The sequence below is a fragment of the Ruminiclostridium cellobioparum subsp. termitidis CT1112 genome, assembly GCF_000350485.1.
Taxonomy (GTDB): Bacteria; Bacillota; Clostridia; order Acetivibrionales; family DSM-1351; genus Ruminiclostridium; species Ruminiclostridium termitidis.
Window position 1 is genome coordinate 137,401 of record NZ_AORV01000028.1, and the last position, 24,117, is coordinate 161,517.

Annotated in this window: 15 protein-coding genes; 1 reads left to right on the forward strand and 14 read right to left on the reverse strand. The window is 44.1% G+C overall.

From position 1 onward, the window contains the following. Positions 1 to 32 precede the first annotated feature (32 nt). The 6 genes from CTER_RS10085 to CTER_RS10110 form a co-directional block, all read right to left on the reverse strand. Positions 33 to 758 (reverse strand): FadR/GntR family transcriptional regulator, encoded by a 726-nt coding sequence (locus tag CTER_RS10085; protein WP_242834963.1) that lies wholly within the window; start codon positions 756 to 758, stop codon positions 33 to 35. A gap of 252 nt (positions 759 to 1,010) precedes the next feature. Next, a complete protein-coding gene (locus tag CTER_RS10090; protein WP_004625332.1) occupies positions 1,011 to 2,444 on the reverse strand; it encodes a cellulase family glycosylhydrolase in 1,434 nt (477 codons plus the stop codon). A gap of 36 nt (positions 2,445 to 2,480) precedes the next feature. Then, positions 2,481 to 4,517, reverse strand: coding sequence for a rhamnogalacturonan lyase family protein (locus CTER_RS10095; RefSeq protein WP_004625295.1), 2,037 nt, complete (start codon positions 4,515 to 4,517; stop codon positions 2,481 to 2,483). 91 nt (positions 4,518 to 4,608) lie between these two features. After that, positions 4,609 to 7,164 carry a dockerin type I domain-containing protein gene (locus tag CTER_RS28555; RefSeq protein ID WP_004625312.1) on the reverse strand — a complete coding sequence of 852 codons (2,556 nt, stop codon included), beginning with the start codon at positions 7,162 to 7,164 and terminating at the stop codon, positions 4,609 to 4,611. A gap of 101 nt (positions 7,165 to 7,265) precedes the next feature. Next, positions 7,266 to 8,885: an endo-1,4-beta-xylanase gene (locus CTER_RS10105; protein ID WP_004625225.1), complete on the reverse strand. Its 1,620-nt coding sequence runs from the start codon at positions 8,883 to 8,885 to the stop codon at positions 7,266 to 7,268. Positions 8,886 to 9,148: 263 nt separating this feature from the next. Continuing rightward, complete coding sequence (locus CTER_RS10110; RefSeq protein ID WP_004625256.1) at positions 9,149 to 10,762, reverse strand: response regulator; 1,614 nt, start codon at positions 10,760 to 10,762, stop codon at positions 9,149 to 9,151. A 229-nt stretch (positions 10,763 to 10,991) separates the two neighbouring features. Between CTER_RS10110 and CTER_RS10115 the strand changes: the two genes are divergently transcribed. After that, entirely contained in the window at positions 10,992 to 11,525 is a 534-nt protein-coding gene (locus CTER_RS10115; RefSeq protein WP_004625336.1) for a CBO0543 family protein, read from the forward strand. A gap of 55 nt (positions 11,526 to 11,580) precedes the next feature. Here the strand turns inward: CTER_RS10115 and CTER_RS10120 are convergent, their stop codons facing one another. The 8 genes from CTER_RS10120 to CTER_RS10155 form a co-directional block, all read right to left on the reverse strand. Further along, complete coding sequence (locus CTER_RS10120) at positions 11,581 to 14,406, reverse strand: VWA domain-containing protein (protein ID WP_004625233.1); 2,826 nt, start codon at positions 14,404 to 14,406, stop codon at positions 11,581 to 11,583. Between the two features lie 83 nt (positions 14,407 to 14,489). Next, entirely contained in the window at positions 14,490 to 16,340 is a 1,851-nt protein-coding gene (locus CTER_RS10125; RefSeq protein WP_004625354.1) for a vWA domain-containing protein, read from the reverse strand. Further along, complete coding sequence (locus CTER_RS10130; RefSeq protein ID WP_004625335.1) at positions 16,337 to 17,209, reverse strand: DUF58 domain-containing protein; 873 nt, start codon at positions 17,207 to 17,209, stop codon at positions 16,337 to 16,339. Before CTER_RS10130 ends, CTER_RS10125 begins: the two co-directional genes overlap by 4 nt. An 8-nt stretch (positions 17,210 to 17,217) precedes the next feature. Continuing rightward, positions 17,218 to 18,207, reverse strand: a complete 990-nt coding sequence (locus CTER_RS10135) for an AAA family ATPase (RefSeq protein WP_004625383.1) — start codon at positions 18,205 to 18,207, stop codon at positions 17,218 to 17,220. A gap of 23 nt (positions 18,208 to 18,230) precedes the next feature. Further along, on the reverse strand, positions 18,231 to 19,817 hold the full coding sequence (locus tag CTER_RS10140; protein ID WP_004625299.1) for a hypothetical protein: 1,587 nt from the start codon (positions 19,815 to 19,817) through the stop codon (positions 18,231 to 18,233). Beyond that, entirely contained in the window at positions 19,814 to 20,710 is an 897-nt protein-coding gene (locus tag CTER_RS10145; protein WP_004625311.1) for an ABC transporter permease, read from the reverse strand. Before CTER_RS10145 ends, CTER_RS10140 begins: the two co-directional genes overlap by 4 nt. Further along, positions 20,707 to 21,642 (reverse strand): ABC transporter ATP-binding protein, encoded by a 936-nt coding sequence (locus tag CTER_RS10150; protein ID WP_004625228.1) that lies wholly within the window; start codon positions 21,640 to 21,642, stop codon positions 20,707 to 20,709. The genes CTER_RS10145 and CTER_RS10150 overlap by 4 nt, the downstream gene beginning before the upstream one ends. After that, a complete protein-coding gene (locus CTER_RS10155) occupies positions 21,642 to 24,026 on the reverse strand; it encodes a hypothetical protein (protein ID WP_131469412.1) in 2,385 nt (794 codons plus the stop codon). Before CTER_RS10155 ends, CTER_RS10150 begins: the two co-directional genes overlap by 1 nt. Positions 24,027 to 24,117 lie beyond the last annotated feature (91 nt).

Consider the following 24,117-nt stretch of genomic DNA (forward strand, 5'->3'; position numbering starts at 1 on the left):
TTCTGACTTTATATTTTATTGTGATTAAGACTTTATGCTTTTGATTTAAAAGTGTTGTACAGATCCTCCATATGTTCCTGCATGATCTTTTTTGCATCGCCGGAGTTTCGGTTTTTTACCGCTTCAAGCAGCAGTTTGTGATAATAGATTCCCGCACTGTTTCCCCTTTCGTTTACGATTTGGGAAAAAGCCCGGTTCAGTACATCATTGAATATGTGAAAGGTTTGAATGATAAGAGAATTTTTTGTCATATTGGCAAGCAGAAGATGAAAATTCAAATCGGCTTTTGAAAACAGCTCCAATTCATTCTTAACCTGCTCCATTAATTTATATGCTTCCTCAAGCTTTGCCACTTCATCTTCCGAGGCCTTTTCGGTGGCCAGCTCAGCCACATTTCCTTCCAGAGCCCTTCTGTACTCTAAAATCTCCTGTAATGAGTTCTCGTTCAAATATGCGATGGGTATAAGAGGATTCATATTGATTCCGGGAGCTGCATCCCTGATAAAGGAACCCTCTCCCAGCCTGGTTTCTATCAAGCCCAGCGCCGTTAATTTCTGGAGCGCCTGGCGCACGGTAATACGGCTCACTCCAAAAGATACCGCCAGGTCATTCTCAGAAGGGATTTTTTCTCCCCTCTTCCACTCATTATTGAAAATCTGTTCCTTCAACTGTTCAAAAACCTGTTCGCCTATACTTTGACGTGTAATTTTCTTAATTGGCATAAGAATATCATACCTTTCATTCCAAAAGTATTTCATAGCTGTATGTTGTCTACCTGTATTACAGGTTATGCTATAATATTATATTTTGTGGATAGAAATGTCAATGCACGCCCGGAGATATTTATGTGTTTTTAGAAAACCCTTATGATAGGTATTGACTGTATAATGCCATGCAGAAAATTTTACGTTCCTTACCCTTCTAAAACTTATAAATTCCTATACTCAAAAACAATCCCCCTTGAATGCAGAAAAACTCTTGTACATTCAAAGGGGATTGTTTTTGAGTTTTTATACCCTGGGCAGACTTGTAATCTGACCTAAGAGATACATCTTTAATATAGCAATGTCAATTGCATCCACTGCATTATCCTTATTCAAGTCAACCAGCTTCAAGGAATTCTCCGGCAAATTGACCATATTTAAAAGATATTGCTTAAGAATGGCATAATCAATTGCGTCGACCGCATTATCTCCGTTGGCATCTCCGTAAACCGGGCCGGTACCTGTGCCAATTCCGCTCATTATGGCATTTATGATGGTCTGCTGGGTCACAGTCAGGTTGGTCCTGTTAAACAGAGCAAATCCGTATGCCCCGTTATAGCCGTTATCCCAATATACCGGAACTGAGCCATAGGTTTTAGCAAGGCTGCAAAGTGTTTTTGCGAATATTTCACGGTAGATAATGTTGGCGGGATCGGCACTTGATTTATCAACCGAACCTAATTCGCCGATCACGGCAGGATACCCGTTTACAACAAATTTGTCATATACCGATTTGAGCTGTGAATCCATGTAGTCTTCCTGCCCCCATGTGGATTTCCTGTTAAGGTCCTTTGCCGTTGCTCCCCACTGGGTTATTGTACCGGATTCTTCACCGCAGAAATCCCAGGGTGAATAATAGTGAACCGATATCATTATCCTCTTTTCGGAGGCAGGAACAGCGGTCGACCTGTAATTGTCGGACGGCATCACAAAGCCGTAATTTCCCACAGTATAATCAATATTTGTGTTCCAGCCCGGAATCAGAAGCCATCTGGCACTGTTGTTCCCTCCGGTCTGCCTTACCGTGTCGACAAAAATCTGATTGTAGGCGTTTATATTCGAATAATATGTGGGATTAGGCGTACCATAGCTGCCGTCGAATTCCTCATTCATTGATTCAAAAATCAAATGCTCGTCATAATTTACAAACGTATTTGCGATCTGCTGCCATACCTTTTGATATTTTGCCTTTATGGTTGTCTGATCACCGGAGTTGCATAAAAGCCAGGAACCTCCGATGGTATTATAACCATCGCCGTGTATATTGATAATTACATACATGCCCTCACTGTATGCATAGTCAACCACCTCTTTTATTCTGGACAGCCAGGCCGCATCAATGGTGTAATTGGGTGCACTTCCTATCTTACTGAAATATGAAACAGGAATCCGGATGGTTTTAAAGCCTGCCCCCTTTACCTTCTGAATAAGAGCCTTTGTAACAACAGGATTTCCCCAGGCTGTTTCTCCCGGAGTTCCATTGACAACAGCCTCAAGCTGGTTTCCCAGATTCCAGCCCGCCCCCATGGCAGAAACAATTTGGGTATTATTCAATTGATCAAAATCCGATGTCAAACCGGATGCTGCCCATACCGCTGTGCCTGAAGCTGCAGTTACTGCTGCAGACAGGAGAACCGCAGCAAATAGAAAACATTTAAACGACTTGAATTTAGATATCATAATAATATCCTCCTAAATTTTTATGATTAATTAAAGTCAGAAACCGCCGATAATTCCCAGAAGATAGCTTTTCATAAGTGCCAGATCGATTGAGTTCACCTGCTCATCCCTGTTCACGTCGGCAGCCTTTAAATTGATACCTGTGGCATCCCCCGTCAATATATACTTCTTTAATAAAGCGAAATCCAGGGCATTTACCGTTCCGTCATCATTTATATCACCATAAATAATAACAGGGTTTGAAGCATCCCCGGCCAGATAAATAGATGGTTCAGGAGGTGTACTCATACCGTTTCCAAGGAAAAACCCGGTATGGGGCGGCTGGTTATAGGCTGTATTCTGCCAGGCAATCCCCAGCCTGTAAACAGGATCATGCATCAGGGTATATATCCGCCGGCTTGTCACATCTGTCGTTGTATAAATGTTCAAGTATTTATTATCCGACGTTCTCCAGACGGCTTCTTCACGCCAGTCTCCCAAAATGTCGGCCTGCAGGCAGGGAGTAGCTTTTGTGCCATTGTTGGAAGAACAGCCGCCGGCTGAAAGCAGGGTGCCGCCGCCGTATTTGGTGATGCTGGTATTGTCCAGAAGTTCACGGAGTTCATCCCCATCCCACCATATGGCGAAATTTTTGGGAGAAGGCGCCGAGCCTATATTTTGCCCTGTACTGCTGTATAAGGAACTTCCTGCCGCCCATACCTCCTCTCCGGCATATTGCGCCGTCAGGTCGGCCGAGCATGCCCTCCCCACATCACCTGAAGCAGTAAATTTCCACAGTACGCTTCCTGTTTTGGCATCCCGGAAGGATGCACCCACTCCTCCATTGCCGGCGGAATCCTCATGGCAGGCCCAAACCTCAAGTCCAGAACGGTTGGGGTCAAGATCTCCCACATGCATTGCATCCCCATGCCTCAGACCTGTGGTATACAAGCCTTTACCGTTGTCGTCTATGGTGCAGGAGCCGTAGATGATCTCGTCCCTATCGTCGTTGTCCACATCGGCAACACTTAGGTTGTGGTTGCCCTGCCCCGCATATCCGGAATTTCCGCTGCTGTTGCTGTCGAAGATCCAGCGCCTGGTCAGGGTTGAACCGTTCCAGTCATATGCCGCAAGTACTGTCCGTGTATAGTAGCCGCGGCACATGACAAGACTTGGGTGTACCCCATCCAGGTAGGCAATGCATGCAAGAAAACGGTCCACACGGTTGCCATAGGAATCCCCCCAGCTGGAAACCGTTCCCCTGGCAGGTTCATAGTCTCCGGTATAAAGTGCCTTGCCCGTAATTCCGTCAAATACTGTCAGGTATTCCGGTCCCGACAGAATATATCCCGAGGAGTTGCGGTAGTCTGCGCCGGCATTGCCTATTGTGGCACCCGTACCGTCTTTTGTTCCGTCAGCCGTCTTACAGGCCAGTTCGGCTTTACCGTCACCGTTCAGGTCATATACCATGAACTGGGTATAATGTGCTCCGGCACGTATGTTTCTTCCCAGATCTATCCTCCACAGCCGTGTGCCGTTCAGTTTATAGGCATCCAGGTAAACATTGCCGGTATATCCGCTTTGAGAATTATCTTTGGCATTTGAAGGGTCCCATTTCAAAATGATTTCATATTGTCCGTCACCATCCAGATCTCCCACACTGCAATCATTTGCACTGTAGGTATATGCCACCCCGTCGGGTGTGGTCCCCCCGGAAGGGATCTGGAGGGGAATCTGCATGAAGTTACTGCCCCATACACTGACAGAGGGTGACTTTGGCAGTTCGGTACCGCCGGCTACGGCACTTACCGAGTATTTTGAACCTGCGGTGCCGGCTTTATCCACATAGTTGCCGGCACCTGCAATATTAGCCACCAGAGCTGAGTCACGGTAAAGATTATATGTCACATTGGATTTCTCAGTACCCAATATACGCCAGCTTACAAAAACTCCTCCGCCAACCTTGACAGCCACTGTCCCGCGGTCCAGATATTCCATCTGACGGGATGTTTTTGCCGCTGCTGCCTGTGGATAGGCAGAGAACATGATCAGCAGTGCACAGAGTAAAAGAACATAAAATACTTTTCTGAACATATCCGAACCTCCATTAGAGAATTAATACCTGCCCCCGGCAGTAAAAATCATTTTATATTCGCCAATGTAATATCATCAATTGATTCACATATTATTTAATTAAATAGGGCAATTGGGTAACCGTACCCAGCAGATACATCTTGAATATTGCAAAATCAAGCGCATCAATAACTCCGTCGGTATTCAGATCCCCTGCCAGGATATCATTTTGTACAGGGAAATCCGTGATGATTCCAAGCAGGTACATCTTCATCAGGGCATAGTCCGTCGCATCAACGCTGGAATCCCCATTGAGATCACCTATGGTGTATTCCGGATTGGAACCTGCCGGCTCCCCCATCTTTATGCCAAACCCGTTGGTGCCCACATATACGCGGCCATACACTCTGCGATCCCCGGTAATATCGGCATCCGCATTTCCAAACTGGTTCAGATCATCATTAATCCTTATCCAGGATGCTCCTGCGTCATCGGAACGGTAAAAACCGCGAACGCTGTCAACTATGCCCTGTATGTATATGGCCGGATAGCTTTGTCCGGGTGCGGCCATGCCAAAGCCTACCATCTCGGATCTCTGCACTTTTGAAATTTTTGTAAAGGATTTACCCCCGTCGGTTGAATGCCACAGCCCATAAAGCCCCTCTGCCCTGTCACCTCCCGGAGCAAGCCAGATATCGCCTTCCCTCCCGAATATGGCCTTGAAATTATCAGTATTGCCTTTTCTGGGAAGACCCGCCGCCGCCGACTTTGTGAAGGTTTTCCCCTTGTCGCTGCTATAGTAGAAGTCTCCGTCCTTAAAGGCATAGAATTTGTTTGGATTTACACGGTCGGAACGCACTTTTGCACCGTTCGGAACGCCCCCCTGTACAGGTAACCAGCTGTTCCCGTTGTCTGTGGAATAGCATACGGCCACACTGTCAGACGCCGGAGCATATACCACCGCAGTGCCGTCGGCATTTGCAGCTATTGTGCCTCCGCCCCCGCTGGCAGGCATTCCTGCTGGTTCGCTGTTGCCCTGGAACCAGCTTGTACCTCCGGCATATGAGAAACCGGTGCGGTTGGTGTTGGGGTACCACTGCTTGTCCACATTCCCGCAGCGCACCCAGAACTGCGGATTATTCTCGGCAAAATCAATGCAGGTGTTGCTGGTCAGATTTGGCTGGACAAAGGTCCACGGATGCGCTTTGGTCAAATCGGTGTGAATAAAGCCTCCTATGTCTCCTACACCGCTCACCAGGTTAGGGCCGGTGGGAGGGCTGACCAGGCTCAGAACCGAAGTTTCTTCCATACCTATGGAGCCGGTCTTGATGACCATGGTACCGTCATCCCAATTATTTGCATTATCACATTTCCAGATTCCCGCACCTGTGCCGAACATGAATCTGTTGGGATTAAAGGGATCAATCTCAAGCGAAGCCAGCATGGCACCCAGCTTTGGTGAGGTTTCGGGAGGTGATTTGGTCTCTCCGAAGTCCATCCAGGGTGCCGCAGAATAGTCAAAAGTATATTTATTGACCCGGTTGGGATAGCCGTTCAGGCTCCAGATAGGGGACCAGGTGGCACCCGCATCCTTGCTGCGCCATATGTAGCCATCCGGCCACCAGGAGCTCAGAGATTCCACCATGATGGTATCGGGATTCTGAGGATCGATGGCAAGTCCGCCGTAGCCAAAATAACAGTTGGATGTATCGGTGGAAGGTATGGGGCTTATCCTTGTCCAGACTCCTGTTGCAGTATTGAGCTTCCAGACATCTCCGGTGCTGCCGTCATAGGGCCCCTGTGTGTTGTTGTAGGGAACATACAGCATGCCGTTTGAACTCAGCTTCCCATGCTGGGGAAGCATTCCGGAAGGCTGACCGGGAACTGCTTCCCAGGTGGCACCTCCGTCGGTGCTGCGGTAAATACTTTTGTCCAGGTCGGCCACACCCACATAGATAGTCCTGGTGGCATTCCCTGCCGCTGCCGATCTCTTGTCAAAAGTCACCCATACTACTCCGGGGTTGTGATTCAGGTAATCGTTAGGATCATCGGGCTCCTGTACATAAGTGCCCGGATTGGGAAAACCCGTTACTTTCTGCCAGGTGGCACCGTAGTCGGTACTCTTCCAAAGTCCCTGTCCTTCCCGGGTGCCCATGAATAAAATGCTGTTCTTGTTGGGGTCCACAGCCAAACGTTCACCCATGTTACGGCCCGGCATGTTTCCGCCCACTTTAAAAGGCAGCTCGGTTATCTGAAAGGTATTTCCCCTGTCGGCGGATCTCAGTATCGCTCCCCGCGTCCCCCAGCTGTTTGTATACATGCCGCATTGCAGATAAAGCCTTCCGGCATCCGACGGATCGACTGCCAGACTGTCCACACCGGCAAGTTCAAAATCTTCATAGCTCACCCAGTTCAGCAGTTGCGTCCAGGTGCTGCCGCCGTCGGTACTCCGGTAGGCTCCTCCCATATCGGTACGGGCGTAAACAAGATTTTTTTCGGCAGGGCTGAAAACAATTCCAGGTATGTAGCCTCCGCCGCCTTCTATTTTTACATTTTGCCATTTGTAAGATTGTGCCGCAGCTCCCATTGATATTCCCGGCAGTGTCACAGTAAAAATCAAACAAAAAACCATAATCAAACTTCCAAAAGCCTTTAACTTTCTTCTCATGACAAATCCCCCTTTATAGCGATGTTTTGTGATGTTTTTATATAGTTCTGCCACGTACCTGTGCCGGAGTGTGGAATGCTGTTCCTCTCTCTTATAAAGCTTTATGAAATCTCAGCCGGAAATTTTGTTATCATACCCAGCAAATATTGCTTTAAAAGAACAAAGTCCAGGGAATCAACCGAACCATCCGCGTTCAAATCCGCAGGTTTCGTATCCCGCAGTATTTCGGTTCCGAGAATATGCTTTTTAATCAGCTGAAAATCAATAGCGTCTATTTGCCCGTCGGAATTTAAATCCCCAAATTTTATAGAGCTATCCTCTTTACTGAAGGTGAACCAGTTAACATTAAACAGGTAGCCGCTTCCGCCGGTAAATTTCAGGTACAGGTCATGCTTTCCGTCAGCCCCGCCGATCATGCACTTTACATCGCTGAAGACCTGCCAGCCGCCCGTTCCGGCAACAGGACAGGTTCCTGCAAGAGTACCGTTAATATTGTCAAGCCTGATTTCAATATTACCTCCGCCGGCAGCACTGGACACTCTTGCCTGAAAGCCTGCCGCACCGTTTTCGAAATCAATGCTCTTATAAACGGCATAATCACCGTTTTCAATATAGCCGATAGCCTCGGTTCCTTCATCGCAGGTTACCTTTTGGATACCCGATTGGTCGTTGTAACTCTCAGCTTCCAATTTTGAAAATGCGCTTCTGGGATTCACAGGCGTATCCGGATTATCGGGAACATTGGCCATATACTGCTTTAACCATGTCAGTGCAGGCCTTTCAGATCCGTCACTGCGCAGCAGATATGAATTTGGTATCCATGTACGGCCTTGTATATAGCCCCAGAAGGTAATACCTTTTACTGCCGAATGTTCATACATTACGGGGAAAAGTTCCTGCAGCTTGTTTTTCTGCGTATTATCATCCGCTATATTGATATCCAGTTCCGATATGTATATGGGTACTCCTGTGGCAGCCAGCCTGTCCAATCTTGTCTTCAAATTGGTGGCATTTGTATTTTCAAGTCCATGCGACTGGCATCCCACGCCGTCAATCAAACCCCTGTCTTTTAATATATTTACAACCTTTATATAGTCATTGAGAACGGAATATTCATTCAGAACGTTATAGTCATTAATCAGCAGTTTGGAATTTGGGAAATACTGGCGGGCCTTTTCAAAGGACCACACTATCCAGTCCCAGCCTGTGCCATAAAGACCGTTGTCGCCTCCGATGTCATTTTTGAAGGGAAATGGAGCATGTCCCGGCATAGCTTCGTTTACTACATCAATATATTCTGCGTCGGGAAAATTTTGAGAGGCGGCTTTGAACCAATTTTCAACGGCTGTTTTTCTGGCTGTGCCTGAAAGATTGTTTAACCAGTTGGGATACTGAGATCCCCATATCAGGGTATGGAATTTAAACGGTATTTTATTTGTCTTGCAGTAATTGTACATGGCTTTGGCCGCATTAAAGTTGTAGACACCCTGCTGGGATTCACAGGATCCCCATTTTGTTGAGTTCTCCGGAGTAATCTGGTTCCAGTAATCTGCAAATTTGCTTGGCACATTGGCATCGGCCCATATGTTTCCTACCCATTTGGCCTTCCCTGTGGCCAGTGCGGCATCAGCAGTGAGAGTAAAACTATTGCCTATTATGAAAACAAACAAAAGAGTAACCGACAGAATACTGATTATTCTGTATTTTAAATTATTTTCCATACTTATATCCTCCATCTATTTTTTAAATATCAAATACGATATATCGTATTTGTATTTCAATACCATTCCCTTATGCTGGATATTTTTATTATAATGTAAATAGTTACCATCCCAATATTAATCTTTTTTGGACTTTTGTTGAAAATTTTTGACAATTATCCTGTTACAACACAGAAAAAAATACAATTATAAGCATTTCCAGCATATTTGTGTATTTTATTTTGAATTTTGTAAGAATTTATTAGAAAACCAGCCGTATCTTATCACTTCTTATTAATCAGTCTTTCCGTTCTATATTCCATCGGTGTGATCCCAACAGCTTTCTTAAAAATATAACAGAAGTAGTGCGGATCGTTGTAGCCCACACTATACGCAATTTCAGTAGATTTAAGAGGAGTTGTCTTCAAAAGCTCCTTGGCTTTTTTTACCCTGGCTTTTGTAAGGTATTCAATAAAATTTTCCCCGGTTTCCCGGCTGAATATGGTACTGAAATGGCTGGGGCTGACATTTACAAAGGACGCCACTGAATTGAGGGAAATGCCCGAATTGGACAGATTATTGTGCATATACTCCTTGGCTTTTATAATTATTCCCTCATACTTTTCCTCCGCTCTTGCATCCCTGAACTCCAACACCTTATTCAAAACAGCTTCCGACAGCTCACCAAACTTCTCTATTGAGTCGACACAGGTAATGAAGTTTTCCAGATCCGCCATCCACGGTATCAGCTGTTCAGCCTTTCCTCCCAGTTGGCTTATAAACCTGGATACGTTTAATACAAGATCCATGAATGAGTAATATAAATATATGAGGGATTTCATTTCTGCCCTGTTCAGGTTGTCCATATATTGCCTGACAAAATCCCGGACATCGGACTTCAATCCACACTTCAGAAAACCATAAACATCATTCTTAAATATATCAGTAAATTCTTTTTTACCCCCAATTGCAGATCTAACATCCTTATAGCCAATAATTCTATGTTTACCGTAAATATACCGGTAATTTTTTATTAAATCCGCTTCCCGGTATGATTGGGCAATACCTTGAATTCGTTCTCTTACACTGCCCATACTGATTTCAAGTATACAGGAAGCGTTCCGCTCCATCTGGCATTTAAGGGTTTGTACCAGAGCATATGCCGCCTCCTCCGTATTTTTTGCATTATTTCCTTTTATGATAAGTACTATTTCTCCTAAAACCCTGTTGAATTTTATAACTTTATCGTTTATATCCAATATCTCATCTATTAACGTCTCAGACCTGAGTATTTCCGGGTACTTTCCCTCTGAAAGATCCATGTTGGGAATTTTTATCCCTATGATACCAACCATATAAAATTTAGAAATAATATTGATATTAAAACCGGCGCAATTATCAATGACCTCAGCAGGAGAAAGCAATCCCAGCAGCATTTGATTTAAAAATTTATCCCTGAAAAGAGATGAATTCTGTGAAAGCTGCTTTTTTATTTTTTCAGCATTTTCTCTTTCCCTTTTTTCATTTTCAAGTTGAAATTCCATTTTTTTCAAGGATTCCAGGATATCTCCCGGAGCCGCAGGCTTCAGCAGGTATTCGGCAACGCCCATACGCAGTGCCTCTCTGGCAAAGCTAAACTCCTCATGTCCGGTGAGAATAATAATCCTGACCCAGGGCATGGTTCTCCGGACTATCCGGCTTAACTGCAAACCATCCATAAAGGGCATTTTAATATCCGTTATAAGAATATCAGGCTTTATTTCCTGAATAAGCGACAGTGCGAACTCACCGTCCGGTGCTTCGCCTGAGAATACAAAATTGGTTTCTTCCCAATTGATACAATCCCTGATCCCATTGCGGACTACTATTTCATCATCTACAAGAAATACTTTATACATTGTCTCACCTCTCCATAATGTAAACCTGTCATGCTTTTAAAAGCCTGTAAAGTCCCTTTTGTTACATCTGGATATAACCTGCGTTATGCTGTCAAAATATCATACTTCCTGCTTTTGCCTTTTATAATAATTTTATCCTATTTATGGCAATTTTCAAGTCAATTATGCAAAACAATCAAACCATAAATAAAATTATAATAAATACAAATACTTATTTATGAGGTGACTCATGACCAATACTATGGCTGATATAAAAAAAGAACTTTTCCAGGCATCGTTAAAGAATTGGTTGGACTATGAATTCCTGACCTGGAGATGGTTTCTTAAAATAACCATTATTTTGATATTTTTATTAATAATCGGGAAATTGCTGGACAGAAAAAGAGGGCTTGAAATAATAGCATTTGGATTTTTAATATCCCTGATCTCAACACTTCTGGATATAACAGGGACTTATATGGTATTCTGGGAATATCCCTATAGAGTTTTACCTCTGGAATTCTCGGAAATCCATGATTTTGTTGTCATACCTGTTTCGTTTATGCTGGTATATCAATATTGCAGGAGCTGGAAATCCTTCTTCCTTGTTAACGGCCTTCTGGCAGCATTTTCTTCCTTTGTAATGGAGCCGGTATTTATGCTGCTCGCCTTTTACAAACCAATCATCTGGCATCATATTTATTCTTTCCCCATCTTCTGGGTATTGCCGTTAATTTGCAGGTTAATCATCGACAGACTCAAGTCAGTATCCCGTAGGGGATAGATACCTTAAGTCTGTCATTGCGGGCATTGGATGTAAATCATACCACCCGTATAAGTTATTTGAATTTTTTTCGCTTCAGCAGCTGAGAAGTATCGAGGGTATTGGATTCAATAGTCCTTTCCCCGTCCTTAACCGGCCTATCCTTTTGTTCCGACTCCTGCTCAATATCGGCATAGCTGTCAATATTCCCATAACCGGCGGCAGAATCCGGTTTATTTGAAACGGCCTTAATATCGCCAGGATGTTCCCTCTGTCCGAAATCATTGCCGCTTTTCACCGGCTTTCGTACTATTATTGCTCTTACTTTGCCGCCAGCCGTTTCCAGTGCGTGCTGCAATTTATTTTTATTCAGGCTCAACCTTCTCAGTGCAATGTCCAGCATGAACAAAATGAGGAAAAGCGATATCAAATATGCGGTCAGATCCCTCTGACCCCTTTTATATTGCAGGTCACCGGTATAAACCTCCTTGGGTTGGGTGATCATCTTTCCCCCTATCCCGGCAACAAGTTTCTCAAGGTTATCACTGCTGTTAATCTTGTATTCGGGAGAATACTGAACCGCATAGCCCTGCTTTACGGCGTTTATCAATTCACCGTTCAGTTCCTGCTTCCCGCTTACCATATATACCCCGTCTTCCTTAATATCAAAACTGCCTGAATATTGCCCGGGAGCAACGGGGTTCAACCGGGTTTCAAAGGATTCCCCCGAGGGAGAAATTACAGTTGCCACAGAGTTCAACTCATTTTCAAAATTTTTATTTTTTAAACTGACTGTTGCCTTTGAGCCCTGTTGAGTTATTTCAAGTGATGCATTCTCATTATCATAGTTCTCCACGGTAAAATTAATAATATTCTGCCAGAGCTTGAGATTTTTGTTCCATGGGATATAGTTGGCATTCCATTTGCCGGAAACGTCGGAATTCCAGGCCACAGCCTTGCCAAGCCCATACTGCCAAACGGTCAGGATAGGATCGTCCTCATCACTTTTCAAGACCACCCTTGCCGTTTCCTTCTGAGATGCGCCCACATATCCCAGAAGCGAAGGCAGGCCACCTTCTGCAACTCCTTTAAGCACCGAGTGCTCATAATTTATTGCAGGAGTAAACTCCCTGTTGTTTAAATAGGTTCGGGCTGCCATAAAAGTCTCTTTTGTGAAAATGGAAGGTATATTTGTATAGGCATCTGTTATATAAAATCTGCCGCTGCATCTATTGGCAATCATGGAAAGCAGCTGTTTGTCCGAATCCTGCCCCACCGCTACCGTAGAAACCGTTATGTTCTCCTTGTTTATATTGCTCAGCAAAGTATCATAGCCGGTTCTTTCGGCAAGCCCGTCGGTCAGCAGTATAATATGCTTTATTTTTGCGTCACTTTCCTTAAGTGAGTTATAGGCAGCTTCAAGAGATGGTATAATACTTGTCCCGCCGTCGGCACGTATGGAACCGATATCCTCTTCAATGGCCCCGGGGTCATTGATTACCTGCCTTTTTACCACCCAGCTGTATGCACCGTCCAGAGACAATACACCAATTTCATCCTTTCCCACTCTTAAGGAATCCAGACTCCTTATGGCACCTTCCTTTGCCATATCCACCTTGCTGATACCCGCCACACCTTCGGACATACTTCCCGATTTATCGATGATGAGCAGCATTGCCATTTTGGGAGCTTCTTTCTTGCCCCTCATATCCATATAAACAGGCAGAACCTTTTCCAGAGGTGTCTTTGAATAACCCCCCAGGGCAAAGGAATTATCCCCGCCTGTGGCAATAAAACCTCCCCCGAAGTCCTTTACATAGCTTTCGATGGAATTCCTGAAACCTTCATTCAAGCTGTCTATTTGTACATTACAGGTTATGATTGTCTTGTAGATATTCATATCATGTATGTTTCCGGGCGCAGCCCTGGCATTTACAACTGTATAATCGGCAGAAGATGCCTTAAGCATTTTTACAAGCTCCTCCGACTCGCCCTCACTATCTTCAATTACAAGAATCCTGGGTTTGGCCACTATATTGGTATAGCAGGACGCTTCATTGTTTTTGGGCTGACTGTCCTTTTCGGGTTCAATGAGTACATTATAACTTTTAAAGCCTCCTGTGACAGCCTTATCCCTGAAAACAAACTTGTTCAAGCCCTTTTGCAGCTGGACTGTCTGCTCGGAAAGCTTGGTTCTTTCACTTACAAGACTCAGCTTTGCTTTTTGAACGGCTGTGCTGTTTATTGTAACCACAAGGTTGAATTCCTCATCCAGTGCCAGTCTTTCGGGAACCTCTATTTTTTCAACAAGGGCTTCCTCTCCCGCGCTCTTCTCAATTTTATGATATTTGAAATCTATGCCCTGTTCCTGCAGAGACAGGGCAATCCTGCCGGCATTGCCGGAATTCTCTTCCCCGTCCGAAATCAGAACCACCCTTTTATTGCTGTTGGCCGGAAAAAGAGACAGTGCGGTCGCGAGGGCATTTTCAATATTGGTATAATTTCCGTTAATTTTTCCTTCAATTTGGGAAAAGTTCGTTTCATCACTGATAAAGCTTTCAACCTGTGCATTGTCGCCAAAGGATATAACGCCCAGCTTATCTTTGGGGCCTTTGAGTTTATAGGCCTCTTTTATGAATTCCTCCATATCGCCTTTGCTTGAATGAGTTGAATCCGAGGCATCTATTAAGAAAAGAGTTGTGACATTATTGAGTTTCCAGGTCAGACTCATGCCGCTCAAGGCTAAAACCAGAAGGGTTAAAACTGCACAGCGAAGTGCAATTATCCAGGTTTTTTTACTCTTATTCAATCTTTTGAGCCATTTGGTTGAAAGCAGCAAAACCAATCCCAGCAGGATTGGGATCAGAAGCAGCAAATACGGCCTTTCAAAGCTAAGTCCCATAAATAATTTCCTTTCAATATTTCCTTCCATATTACTTTTGGAATGACCAAATATTATCTTTCAATTTCTTCAATGGTTATTTCTCAAGTCCGGTACTGCCTTGTGTAGACCACCCATTCCAGAATAATTGCAAGCAGTGCAGCAAATAAAAGTATATTCAGCAGATTTATGCCTCCGCTGTTTTTCAACATACTGCCGGGCTTGCTGCCGGTATTTTCTGTTACGCCATCGGCCTCTTTTCCGTCTTCGGCCTTATTGACCGAACTGTCAATATTTGAGGAACCGCTCTCGGAGACCGGAAAATTCACCGCAATAGCTCTCTCTATTTCCTTGTCACCGACTTTTTGTATTATTTCATATATTCCCGTCGAAAAGGTTTTATCATAAGGCTTTACAGGATATTGGGAACCAAGTTCGGTTCTTTTGCCTTCCGGGTCTTTAACGAATATTTTCTCAGCCTCGGGTAAAGGCGTTATGTCTATATCCTCTCCGCTGTTATACTGGTTATTTGCCATGGTATCTCTATCTATCAGATATGAAATCAGGTTGTTTATGAAAATGGGAAACTCCAGAGTCAGCGGGAAATCCGAATTGTGCAGATCAAACCCGAGTACGGCTACCTTCTGTCCCTTAATCTCTCCCGCAAAGGCCGCATTTTTGTCATCTATTTTAATTAACGGACTGGCCCAATATGGCATTTCAATGGGATTAAAGCTTGAAATAACAAAATCGCTGTTGTTCATATATTTGGTAACCGCGTGAGCTGCGACAGAGCCCCTGTTTCCGGTCAACTCTTCTTCAACCTTGAAAAAGGAATTGCTCTGCTGAGGATTTAAAAATAATATATTCCCTTTTTCAGGCAGTTTTCCTTCATAGCCTCCGTCGAATATATACAGATCAAATTCTTCGTTTATTTGCTCATCAGGAAGCGTTTTGAACAATTCTATATCTTTAAGTGTGTTCAGGGCTTTTTCCAGAAATATATTCTGCTGGGTTGAAAGCAGGACTTTTTTTACTTCCTTTTGTTTTGTAACGGAATATATCCTGTTGTCCTCCAAAAGGCCGTCCTCTTTTGACAGCTCTCCGTATATGTACTTATTGTCGTCAGGCACATTGTCAAAATAAACTGTTTTAGTCTCACCTGACTTCAAAACTTCATTCTTTATGGAGATAAGTTTTTCTTCACCATAAAGGCAGAGCTCGGCATCCGTGCTTTCTGCCCCGTGATTTGTCATCCTTACCATGACCTTTAAACCATTGCCGGTCTTTGTACCGGCAATATAATCCAGGCTTACATTGGGCCTCTCGGGACCAAGCTCCACAACTTCACCGTTCAGGTCCTTCATGTCCAGTTGGTGATCAGTGAAATATACCACTTTACAGCTTTCATATTGATCACATATTGCCTTTACAAGGGAATATGCATCTTCAATACTGCCCGCACTATTAGTGGGTTCTATGTCTTTAAGACTGTTCAGGAGCTCCTTTTTGTCGGTACTTCCGCTGATTTCCACTTTTACGTTTCTGGCAGCCGAAATCAAGGTCATCCTGGTTCCCGACGACAATGAGTTTATCAGTTCCTCAGCTTTTATCCTGGCCTCATCCAGTTTCTTTCCGCTCCCTCCAAGGGCACTCATGCTGCCGGAATTGTCAACCACCATGACAATATTCTCATAATTGTTGTTTTTCCACCATAAGAAAGGCCTGGCAAGTGCAAAAATACACAGCAGCAATATGAGCAGCTGCAGAAAAAACAACAGATTCCTCTTTAGCCTTTGAAAAGGGCTGGTTGCATCCAGCTCCATTATTACCTGATGCCATAAGTACAGGCTCGAAACCTGTCTTTCCTCATAACGCTGCTTTAGTATATACATCAGAACAAAAACAGGGATGAGTGTTAAAAACCACAACCCATTGGGAGAAATAAGTCTCATAGTAATCCCTCCCTGGCGAAATCTTCAAATACTATTTTTTCCAGGCTGTCAGAGCTGGATATATGAAAAAATACCCCTCCGTATTTTTTTGCCGAAGCCTTAATTCCTGTCTGTAAACCTCTTAACTTTGCCTCATAAGCCTTTAACAGCTTTGGTGTTATGGTAAGATTCATTTCAGCCTCTGTTTCACTGTCCACAAGCCGGACCTGTCCGCCCAGCCGTGGGTCAAGTTCGTCCTCGCACAATACCTGTATCAAAATAATCTGTTGCTTCTTAAAGGCAAGATATTTTATTACCTCGTCAATTGAGCCCGTTGTGAAAAAATCTGAAATGACTACCGAAATCCCTCTGCTTTTCAGCTCTTTTCTTTTTATGCTTTCGGCAAGATTGGTATTCCCCATGAAACTGCCCGACTCAAGAAATTGTAAGGCCTTTTGAAAGGAGCTTTTACCCATATAGGAAGAAGAAGTAACTACGGTACCTTCCTGCAATCTGTTCAAGCACACCCTGTCCAAATTGTTCAAGGCCAGATAAGTCAATATTCCTGTTATTCTCAAAGCCATTGCCGCCTTACTTTTTTCTCCGAAATCCATGGATTTGCTGCAGTCGCAAAAAATATTCAGAAGGGCTTCTCTTTCCTCCATGAAAAGCCTTAGGAACAATTTATCAAAACGCCCGTAAGCATTCCAGTCAATTCTCCTGAAATCATCTCCCGGCGTGTATTCCCTGAAGTCTGAAAACTCCACCGAGCTGCCTTTTGCCTTTGATTTTCTCCCGCCGGCCGCCCCGTCGGTCAAAGTCATACGGGCCTTTATTGAAATACTCTCCAGCTTTCTGTAAAAATTCTCGTCAAACACCTTTTCCTTCATAGTCATCCTCAAACCTTTGCCGTATCCAATTGACCTGTCAATATTTCCTCTATTATTCCTTCCGGAGTAATTCCATCGGCTACGGCGTCAAAATTCATAAAGAACCTGTGACGCAATGCTGACGGAGCCACATATTTGATATCATCAAAAGACACGTTATACCTGCCTTCCATAACTGCTCTTACCCTGGCAGTTGAAATTATTGCCTGAGCCGCCCTGGGACTTGCCCCGTATCTGATATATTTCCTGGATAGTTCGGGAGCCTTTTCATAATCTGCGTGGGTTGCCAGAACAACTCTTAACGCATATTCCTCAACCAGCTTTGACATGGGTACCTTTTTCAGAATTTCTCTTATTTCAAGAATCCGGCTTCTGTCAATGATTGTTTGCAGCACCGAAGTCTGATTGTTTACAGTAACTCCGATAATACCCTTTAACTCTTCAAGATTTGGATAGGGTACCATCAGCTTGAAAAGGAATCTGTCCAGCTGTGCTTCGGGCAGCGGATAAGTGCCTTCGTTCTCCAGAGGATTCTGTGTTGCCAGAACCATAAAGGGTTCCTCCAACTGGTACGTACTGTTTCCCACAGTGACGGTATGCTCCTGCATGGCTTCCAGCAGAGCCGACTGGGTTTTGGGAGTGGCCCTGTTAATCTCATCGGCCAACACCATATGGGCAAAAACAGGTCCTTTTTGAAATTCAAATTTACTGCTGCCTTTCTCATCCTTCATTATAATATTTGTACCTACCACATCGGCAGGCATCAGATCAGGTGTAAACTGTATCCTTGAAAAAGACAGATCCATTACCTTTGACAGGGTTTTTACAAGCTGGGTCTTGCCCAGGCCCGGTGAGCCCTCCAGAAGCACATTCCCTCCTGTAAAGACAGCAATCAGCACCTGTCTGATAACATCCTTCTGGCCTATGATGGCTTTTCCGACCTCATTTTCCACAGCCTTTATTGTATCTACAATACTTAAAATTTCCTTGTCCTCCATAGAACCTCACCTCCATGAGTTTTTCAATCCTGCAGCGAAGCAAAATAATTTTTAATTATATCCTCCATTCCCCCGGGGATGGAGGAATTATCCATGCTTTCCATAGCCCTCTCACTGTATTGGCCGACTACCTGATTGTACGGCATCAGCTCCCCTAAGGAGGCGTCTGCATTATTTGTTATTGTCGTTTCGGATTTTCCGTTATTATTGCCTTTTCCCGTTATTACCGAGGTCTCCCCCTGCCCGCCCAATCTGGAGGGAGTAAAAACCTTTTCATATTCTTTCTCCTGTCCGGCAGAAGGAGCTTTGTTTGCAATACCTCCCTGTCCGTAGGGTGTAACCCCTCCATCACCGTTTCCGGTACCGCTGCCTGCACTGCTTCCACCTGCTCCCTTACCCTGGCCTGCTCCCTGACCTTGACCGCTGCCCTGGCCCTGACCGGAACCCTGGCCTTGTCCCTGTGCGGCACCTTGGCCCTGACCGGAGTTCTGGCCCTGATTCTGGGCATTGACGGCATTGGGCTGCAAGTCATTCTGGGCCTGCGCCAGAGCGTTGTTCATATTCTTTTGAGAAAGGCTGTCGTTGACTGCTCCATTGAGTTTATCAACACTTTTGTTAACTGCGTTTTCATCTCCGCTGTTCAGAGCGCCGCCCAGGCCATTCAGACTGTCCTTGAGTTCACTGTCCCCAAGGGAATCGGCAGCTTTTGACAGTGTATCCTTAAAATCGTTTTTTTCGGCGGCACTCATAGACTTCAGTTTATTTTTAAGGTTCTCAAATTCCTTCCCGATCTCTTCCGTTTTCTCGGATTTCAAAGCACCTGCCAAAGCCTGGGCTGTCTTGTTTCCGGCTAATTTTTCAGCAAGGTTCTTCAAATCGGCTTCCTTTGTTTTATCAATGTTCTGCTCCAGCTTTTTTGCAAGCTTTTCCAGGGCTTTATCGGCCGCCCTGGTATCCTGGGACTTTTTGAGCTCCTGCTTCAAAGCTTCCAGTTTGTCCAGCAGATCTTTTTTCTGCACATCGGTAAGTCCGGTATTCTTCTCGACTTCCTTTTCTGCTTTTTCTACCTTCTTTTTCTGCTCCTTTTTATATGTGTTTAATTCATGGTCCTGCCGGGCCTCTTCCAGCAGCGGCTGGGGCAGCAGTACGGTCGCGCCGAAAGCCAGCGTGAGAAATATCACTGCCGCCAGAAGCTTTTTATTGGGCAGCAATTTTATCCTTTCCCTGTAATCTACGGTGTCAAGTTTGCTTACGGTATCCTCCAGCAGCAGTTCCTTGTATTCCGAATCTTCCTTTTCCAGCTCCAGAGAAGTTATGACCCTCTCCTGCAGTCCGAAAGAATCAAGCAGTCTGGCTACTGCTTTTTTCTTTGGAAGGAATAAAAAAACACTGAGCAAGGACAGCAGAAAAACGCCCGCACCGGCATATCCCCACAGGACATACACCCTGTATATGGGTATGAGTCTTGAGAGGAGCTCCAGAATAATCCCTGCCGCCAGGGCGGTGCACAGACCCGCCGTCACATTCCGCAGGGTTATGCTTAATATGATTCTGTTACGGGCCTTTCGAAGCACATATGATATTTTTCCGTAAGGCTTGTTTAAATTCATTTTTTACCTCTCCCCAACCATTTCCTTTTAACCGGATTGAGTTTCAAGGCGCTTAAAAACAGCAGCACCACCGACAGACCGGCATTGAATATTGCATTAATATGCCACAGATGGAGCTTTCCCTGCTGGACTGTCAAAGTCAAACCCTGAAACACTCTTCCGCCGCCTTCCTGGAACTGATCCATCACCAGAGAGATCAGGGCCACGGCCGGGTTTAAATTAAATACCCAGAAAGTCCCTTCGTATTGACTGTTTGTATAGTTTGGCATGATGACCAGCTGCACATAAAACACCGAAATTAAAATGGTGCCCAGATACAGGAAAACCACAACCGCATAGGTCAAAACATTTGCCGCAGTACTTTTCTTTATGAAAGTCGAAAAGAAAATACCTATACTGCCAAGAGTTACCGCTATAAGGATAAAAAACAGATAAACCTGTAAAAGCTGTACCAGGCCTATGCCGCCGTATAGAAAAATTATTGAAAACACAGGGATGGAGGATACCAGCAGCAATATGATCTGACTCAGGGATGAAAATAATTTGCCTGTAATTATGGACCTATGATTCAAGGTGGTTGACAACAGGATATCCAGCGTCTGCTTCTCTCTTTCACCTGATATGGCCCCGGCGGTAAGTGCGGGAGCTATAAGTGTTATCAAACCGAATTGTGCAGCCACCAGAAAGGCATATGTACCAAATATGGTTGCCTGGGTGGGAGCTCCTATATCATTGTTCATGGTCAGCTTCATTATAAATATGGTCAGCAGGAGGAGTACAAAATTGTAGGTACCTATTAAGATTGCCGCTTTCCAGCTTCTCATCCTGACCTTGAGTTCTTTAAGCAGTACGGGATTTATTCTGAAATACCTTTTTTGCGTATTGGCGCTCATTGTTCTACCTCCCCTGTTGCAGTTACCTTCATAAATATGTCTTCAAGATTTCCGTCCAATTGGTTAAAGGCCGTTACCGGTATATTATTCTGTATTAACCTGACCAGGAGCGCATTCATGAAGACCTCGTCACCGTTGAAGGAGGCTTCAACTTCATTATCGCCCACCGGGTTTATCCCGTCGATGTCAGGGTACTCCTGAAGCACCCTTATGGCTTCCTCCAACCTGTCTATTACTTTTATCCGTATGGTTTGGGTATGATATACTTTTCTGGTGATTTCATCCACAGTGCCGCTCATAACTATCCTGCCCTTTTCTATTATGCCGATGGCTGTACACAGCTCTGCAAGCTCGGGCAAAATATGTGAGCTCACCAATATAGTCTTGCCCATACTCTTCAAGGTTCTCAATATTTCCTTCATTTCAATTCTTGCTCTGGGATCCATACCTGAGGCCGGTTCATCCAGAATCAGCAGCTCCGGATTGTGAACCAGGCTTCTGGCCAGACAAAGCCTCTGCTTCATGCCCCTTGACAGGCTGTCCACATAAAAGTCCTTTTTGTCGGTTAAGTCCACCAACTCGAGAAGGTCCTGACATATCTTTCTGCTGTCGGCACCTTTTATATTGTATATGGACGCATAGAATTCCAGATACTCCATTACCTTCAGGTCATCATAGACCCCGAAAAAGTCAGGCATATAGCCTATTTTGCGTTTCAGCTCCTTTGGCCTGTCAATTACGTCGATCCCATCGGCATATACCTTTCCCGAGGTAGCGTCGAGAAGTCCGCATATGATCCTCATCGTGGTAGTTTTGCCCGCTCCGTTTGGCCCCACAAACCCGAATATTTCACCTTTGGGTATATGAAGGTTCAAGTCATTTACAGCACGGAACTTTCCATAACTCTTACAAAGATTTTCTATTCTAAGCATTATTTGCTCCTCCCTTTTGCAGACATCTGAGGTACTCCGATTTCCCCGTCGGTAACTTCAACCTTCATTTTTAATGTGTTTCCGGGAGCTAAATAATCCTTTAAACTCTCTCCTTCTACGACTTTATCGGTAACAGCTTCATAGGTCTCCTTATTGATATTGTAAATACTGTATCCCGCACCCAAGGACTTGGTCTGCAAGCCGGAGGTATTTATCCCAAATTCCTCTACCAGCATGTCCCTGTCAAGCTTGTAGATCAACTCCGCTGAACCGCTTCCGTAAAATCTGCCGCTTGCCATATCATAATTCAGATTTGACGTATTGATGACTTCAAAAGGTACAAAGCCCAGCGGGTATTCCACTTTGCCTTCATCGGTGAACTTCACGTCAACAGGCATGAATAATAAATTTCTTTCATTTTTTTTTGCAGCAGCACTGTTTACAAGCAAGGGCTTATGTATTTGGGTTTTTGAGAAACCGATAAAAGTAATGCCGTTAATTTGCCCGTTTCCATAGTCAGACATTCTTTGCAGAATATTTCCCTCCTGCCTTAAATCCAAATTTCTCTTCCTGTCTGTCCCTGCTGCGCTGGTATTTGGATAGCTCCGGCTAAAGAACACCTCTCCTATCATTACGTGAAAATTACCTTCATGTCTTCCCGGAGTGATGGTATCCAGATTTACAACTGCCCCGCTTTTCAAGCTGTCGATTTTATAATAACCGTCAGGCATCACAAGCAGGCAGTCTGCCAGCTCCAACCCTGTAGAATTTTTAATGGTGCCTGTAATTTTACCATTCTTTAATTTCAGATTGGTTTCGATTTTCCCTATATCAAGCGAATTTTCCTGTATCTGCAGAATTTTTGTATCCAGCAGACTGCTGTTTTTGTATTCTATCCTTCCGTTTTCACCTGCATAAATTGTTGCTTCAAGGGCCTCTTTTTCAAAAGTCTGGTCGGAATAATAATTATTATTGACCGGAAGCAGCCTTTCACCATTTTGCCCTGAGATTTTCACCCTGGATTTATTTGTATTTAAAATACCGGCATAAGTGTCTGCCGAAGCATTTCCATTCTTATCCAGGTTTATAAATGAAACAATATTCGTCGTTATCTGGCTCAGTCTTGTGCCGCTTCCCGTCACATAAATTATTACGCCGAAAATAATTGCCATAACCGGTACGGTAAGCCACATCAATTCACGTTTGTCAAGCTTCTTCAGAATAAAATAGCTTATAGGTGCGACCACCAAAACATAAACAAGCAAAATCAGATAATAACTTGAGGTTTTTGGTGCGGCCATTTCAGAAAACTGGTTTACCGCCTCCTGCAATGCATATGTATTGTTTCTGAAGGAATTGATGTTATTATTGCCGCTGTTTGCATTTGTACCTGTCAAACCCGGATTGACAAGTTCCAAAACCTTTACCATAAAAGCCGTATTGTTATTCCAGTTTGCAAAAGGTGCCTTTCCCAGGTCAAACGCCAGTATACCAACTACTCCCCTGCCTTTGCCATGAGCCTGTACAAGACTGACATTCCGGTCCTCCAAAACTATGGTGCTGTCCTTGATATTTAAAGGCAGAACCTCCAGCTTTGTTTCATTCCTGTTATCACCGTTTGTGGCCAGCTCATATATTTTTGAAGTTGCTATTTCCTGTACATTTCCCTGAGAGCCCTCGATAAAGTCATCTTTAAACACCGAAAGCGTCTTGTTATATTTAGACCCCGTTCCTATGATTAATGTTCCGCCGTTTCTTACCCATTGTTTTATAATTTCGTATTGCGTCTTACTGAATCTGGAAGTGTCAAAATCATTGATTACTAAAACATTAAATGCATTTAAAGTAAAAATATCCTCGGGAAAATTCTTCTCGTCAAGCTTTATGGTTTTTGTAACCAGGGAAATCCCTGCAGAAGCAGGAACTGAATTGATATAGGACAAACTGTCAAAATCATCGCTCAGTATACCTATAAAAGTGGTGACATTGTTTGAGGCAACTGTGGTAATGGTATCCTCAAAAATCCTCTCTCCGCCGTCATAAATATTCACTGCATATTTCGTCCTGCTGTCATTGCCTATGGGTACATTTATTGTTATATTTTTTTCAGCGCCTTTTTGAAGGCTGACCGGCTTCACATAGCTCATATATTTGCCGGGCGAACTTGGAACACGTATTTCCACTTCTCCGTTGATGTCCCTGAAATTGTTTTTAATATTTACATTGATTGGTGTAGAGTATCCTATCTTGTACACGTCATTAAAGCCCACATTGATTTTTACGTCAATCATGCCATTGTTCTGGGCTGCTTTCTCGGCACCAACTCCAAGGAATGTCGAAAAAAATATTACCGCAACCATTAATACTCTGACTATTTTCTTCATTTGAGTCTCACTTTCTGCCTTTGTAACATATTTGTTTATCTTCCCTATTATACCACAGGGCATCTACCGCACAAAGTCACAGACTCTTAAC

What these genes read in the sequence shown, in the direction of transcription:
- CTER_RS10085 (WP_242834963.1), bottom strand. Translation starts at nt 758, where the DNA reads ATGAAATACTTTTGGAATGAAAGGTATGATATTCTTATGCCAATTAAG.
- CTER_RS10090 (WP_004625332.1), bottom strand. Translation starts at nt 2,444, where the DNA reads ATGATATCTAAATTCAAGTCGTTTAAATGTTTTCTATTTGCTGCGGTT.
- CTER_RS10095 (WP_004625295.1), bottom strand. Translation starts at nt 4,517, where the DNA reads ATGTTCAGAAAAGTATTTTATGTTCTTTTACTCTGTGCACTGCTGATC.
- CTER_RS28555 (WP_004625312.1), bottom strand. Translation starts at nt 7,164, where the DNA reads ATGAGAAGAAAGTTAAAGGCTTTTGGAAGTTTGATTATGGTTTTTTGT.
- CTER_RS10105 (WP_004625225.1), bottom strand. Translation starts at nt 8,885, where the DNA reads ATGGAAAATAATTTAAAATACAGAATAATCAGTATTCTGTCGGTTACT.
- CTER_RS10110 (WP_004625256.1), bottom strand. Translation starts at nt 10,762, where the DNA reads ATGTATAAAGTATTTCTTGTAGATGATGAAATAGTAGTCCGCAATGGG.
- CTER_RS10115 (WP_004625336.1), top strand. Translation starts at nt 10,992, where the DNA reads ATGACCAATACTATGGCTGATATAAAAAAAGAACTTTTCCAGGCATCG.
- CTER_RS10120 (WP_004625233.1), bottom strand. Translation starts at nt 14,406, where the DNA reads ATGGGACTTAGCTTTGAAAGGCCGTATTTGCTGCTTCTGATCCCAATC.
- CTER_RS10125 (WP_004625354.1), bottom strand. Translation starts at nt 16,340, where the DNA reads ATGAGACTTATTTCTCCCAATGGGTTGTGGTTTTTAACACTCATCCCT.
- CTER_RS10130 (WP_004625335.1), bottom strand. Translation starts at nt 17,209, where the DNA reads ATGAAGGAAAAGGTGTTTGACGAGAATTTTTACAGAAAGCTGGAGAGT.
- CTER_RS10135 (WP_004625383.1), bottom strand. Translation starts at nt 18,207, where the DNA reads ATGGAGGACAAGGAAATTTTAAGTATTGTAGATACAATAAAGGCTGTG.
- CTER_RS10140 (WP_004625299.1), bottom strand. Translation starts at nt 19,817, where the DNA reads ATGAATTTAAACAAGCCTTACGGAAAAATATCATATGTGCTTCGAAAG.
- CTER_RS10145 (WP_004625311.1), bottom strand. Translation starts at nt 20,710, where the DNA reads ATGAGCGCCAATACGCAAAAAAGGTATTTCAGAATAAATCCCGTACTG.
- CTER_RS10150 (WP_004625228.1), bottom strand. Translation starts at nt 21,642, where the DNA reads ATGCTTAGAATAGAAAATCTTTGTAAGAGTTATGGAAAGTTCCGTGCT.
- CTER_RS10155 (WP_131469412.1), bottom strand. Translation starts at nt 24,026, where the DNA reads ATGAAGAAAATAGTCAGAGTATTAATGGTTGCGGTAATATTTTTTTCG.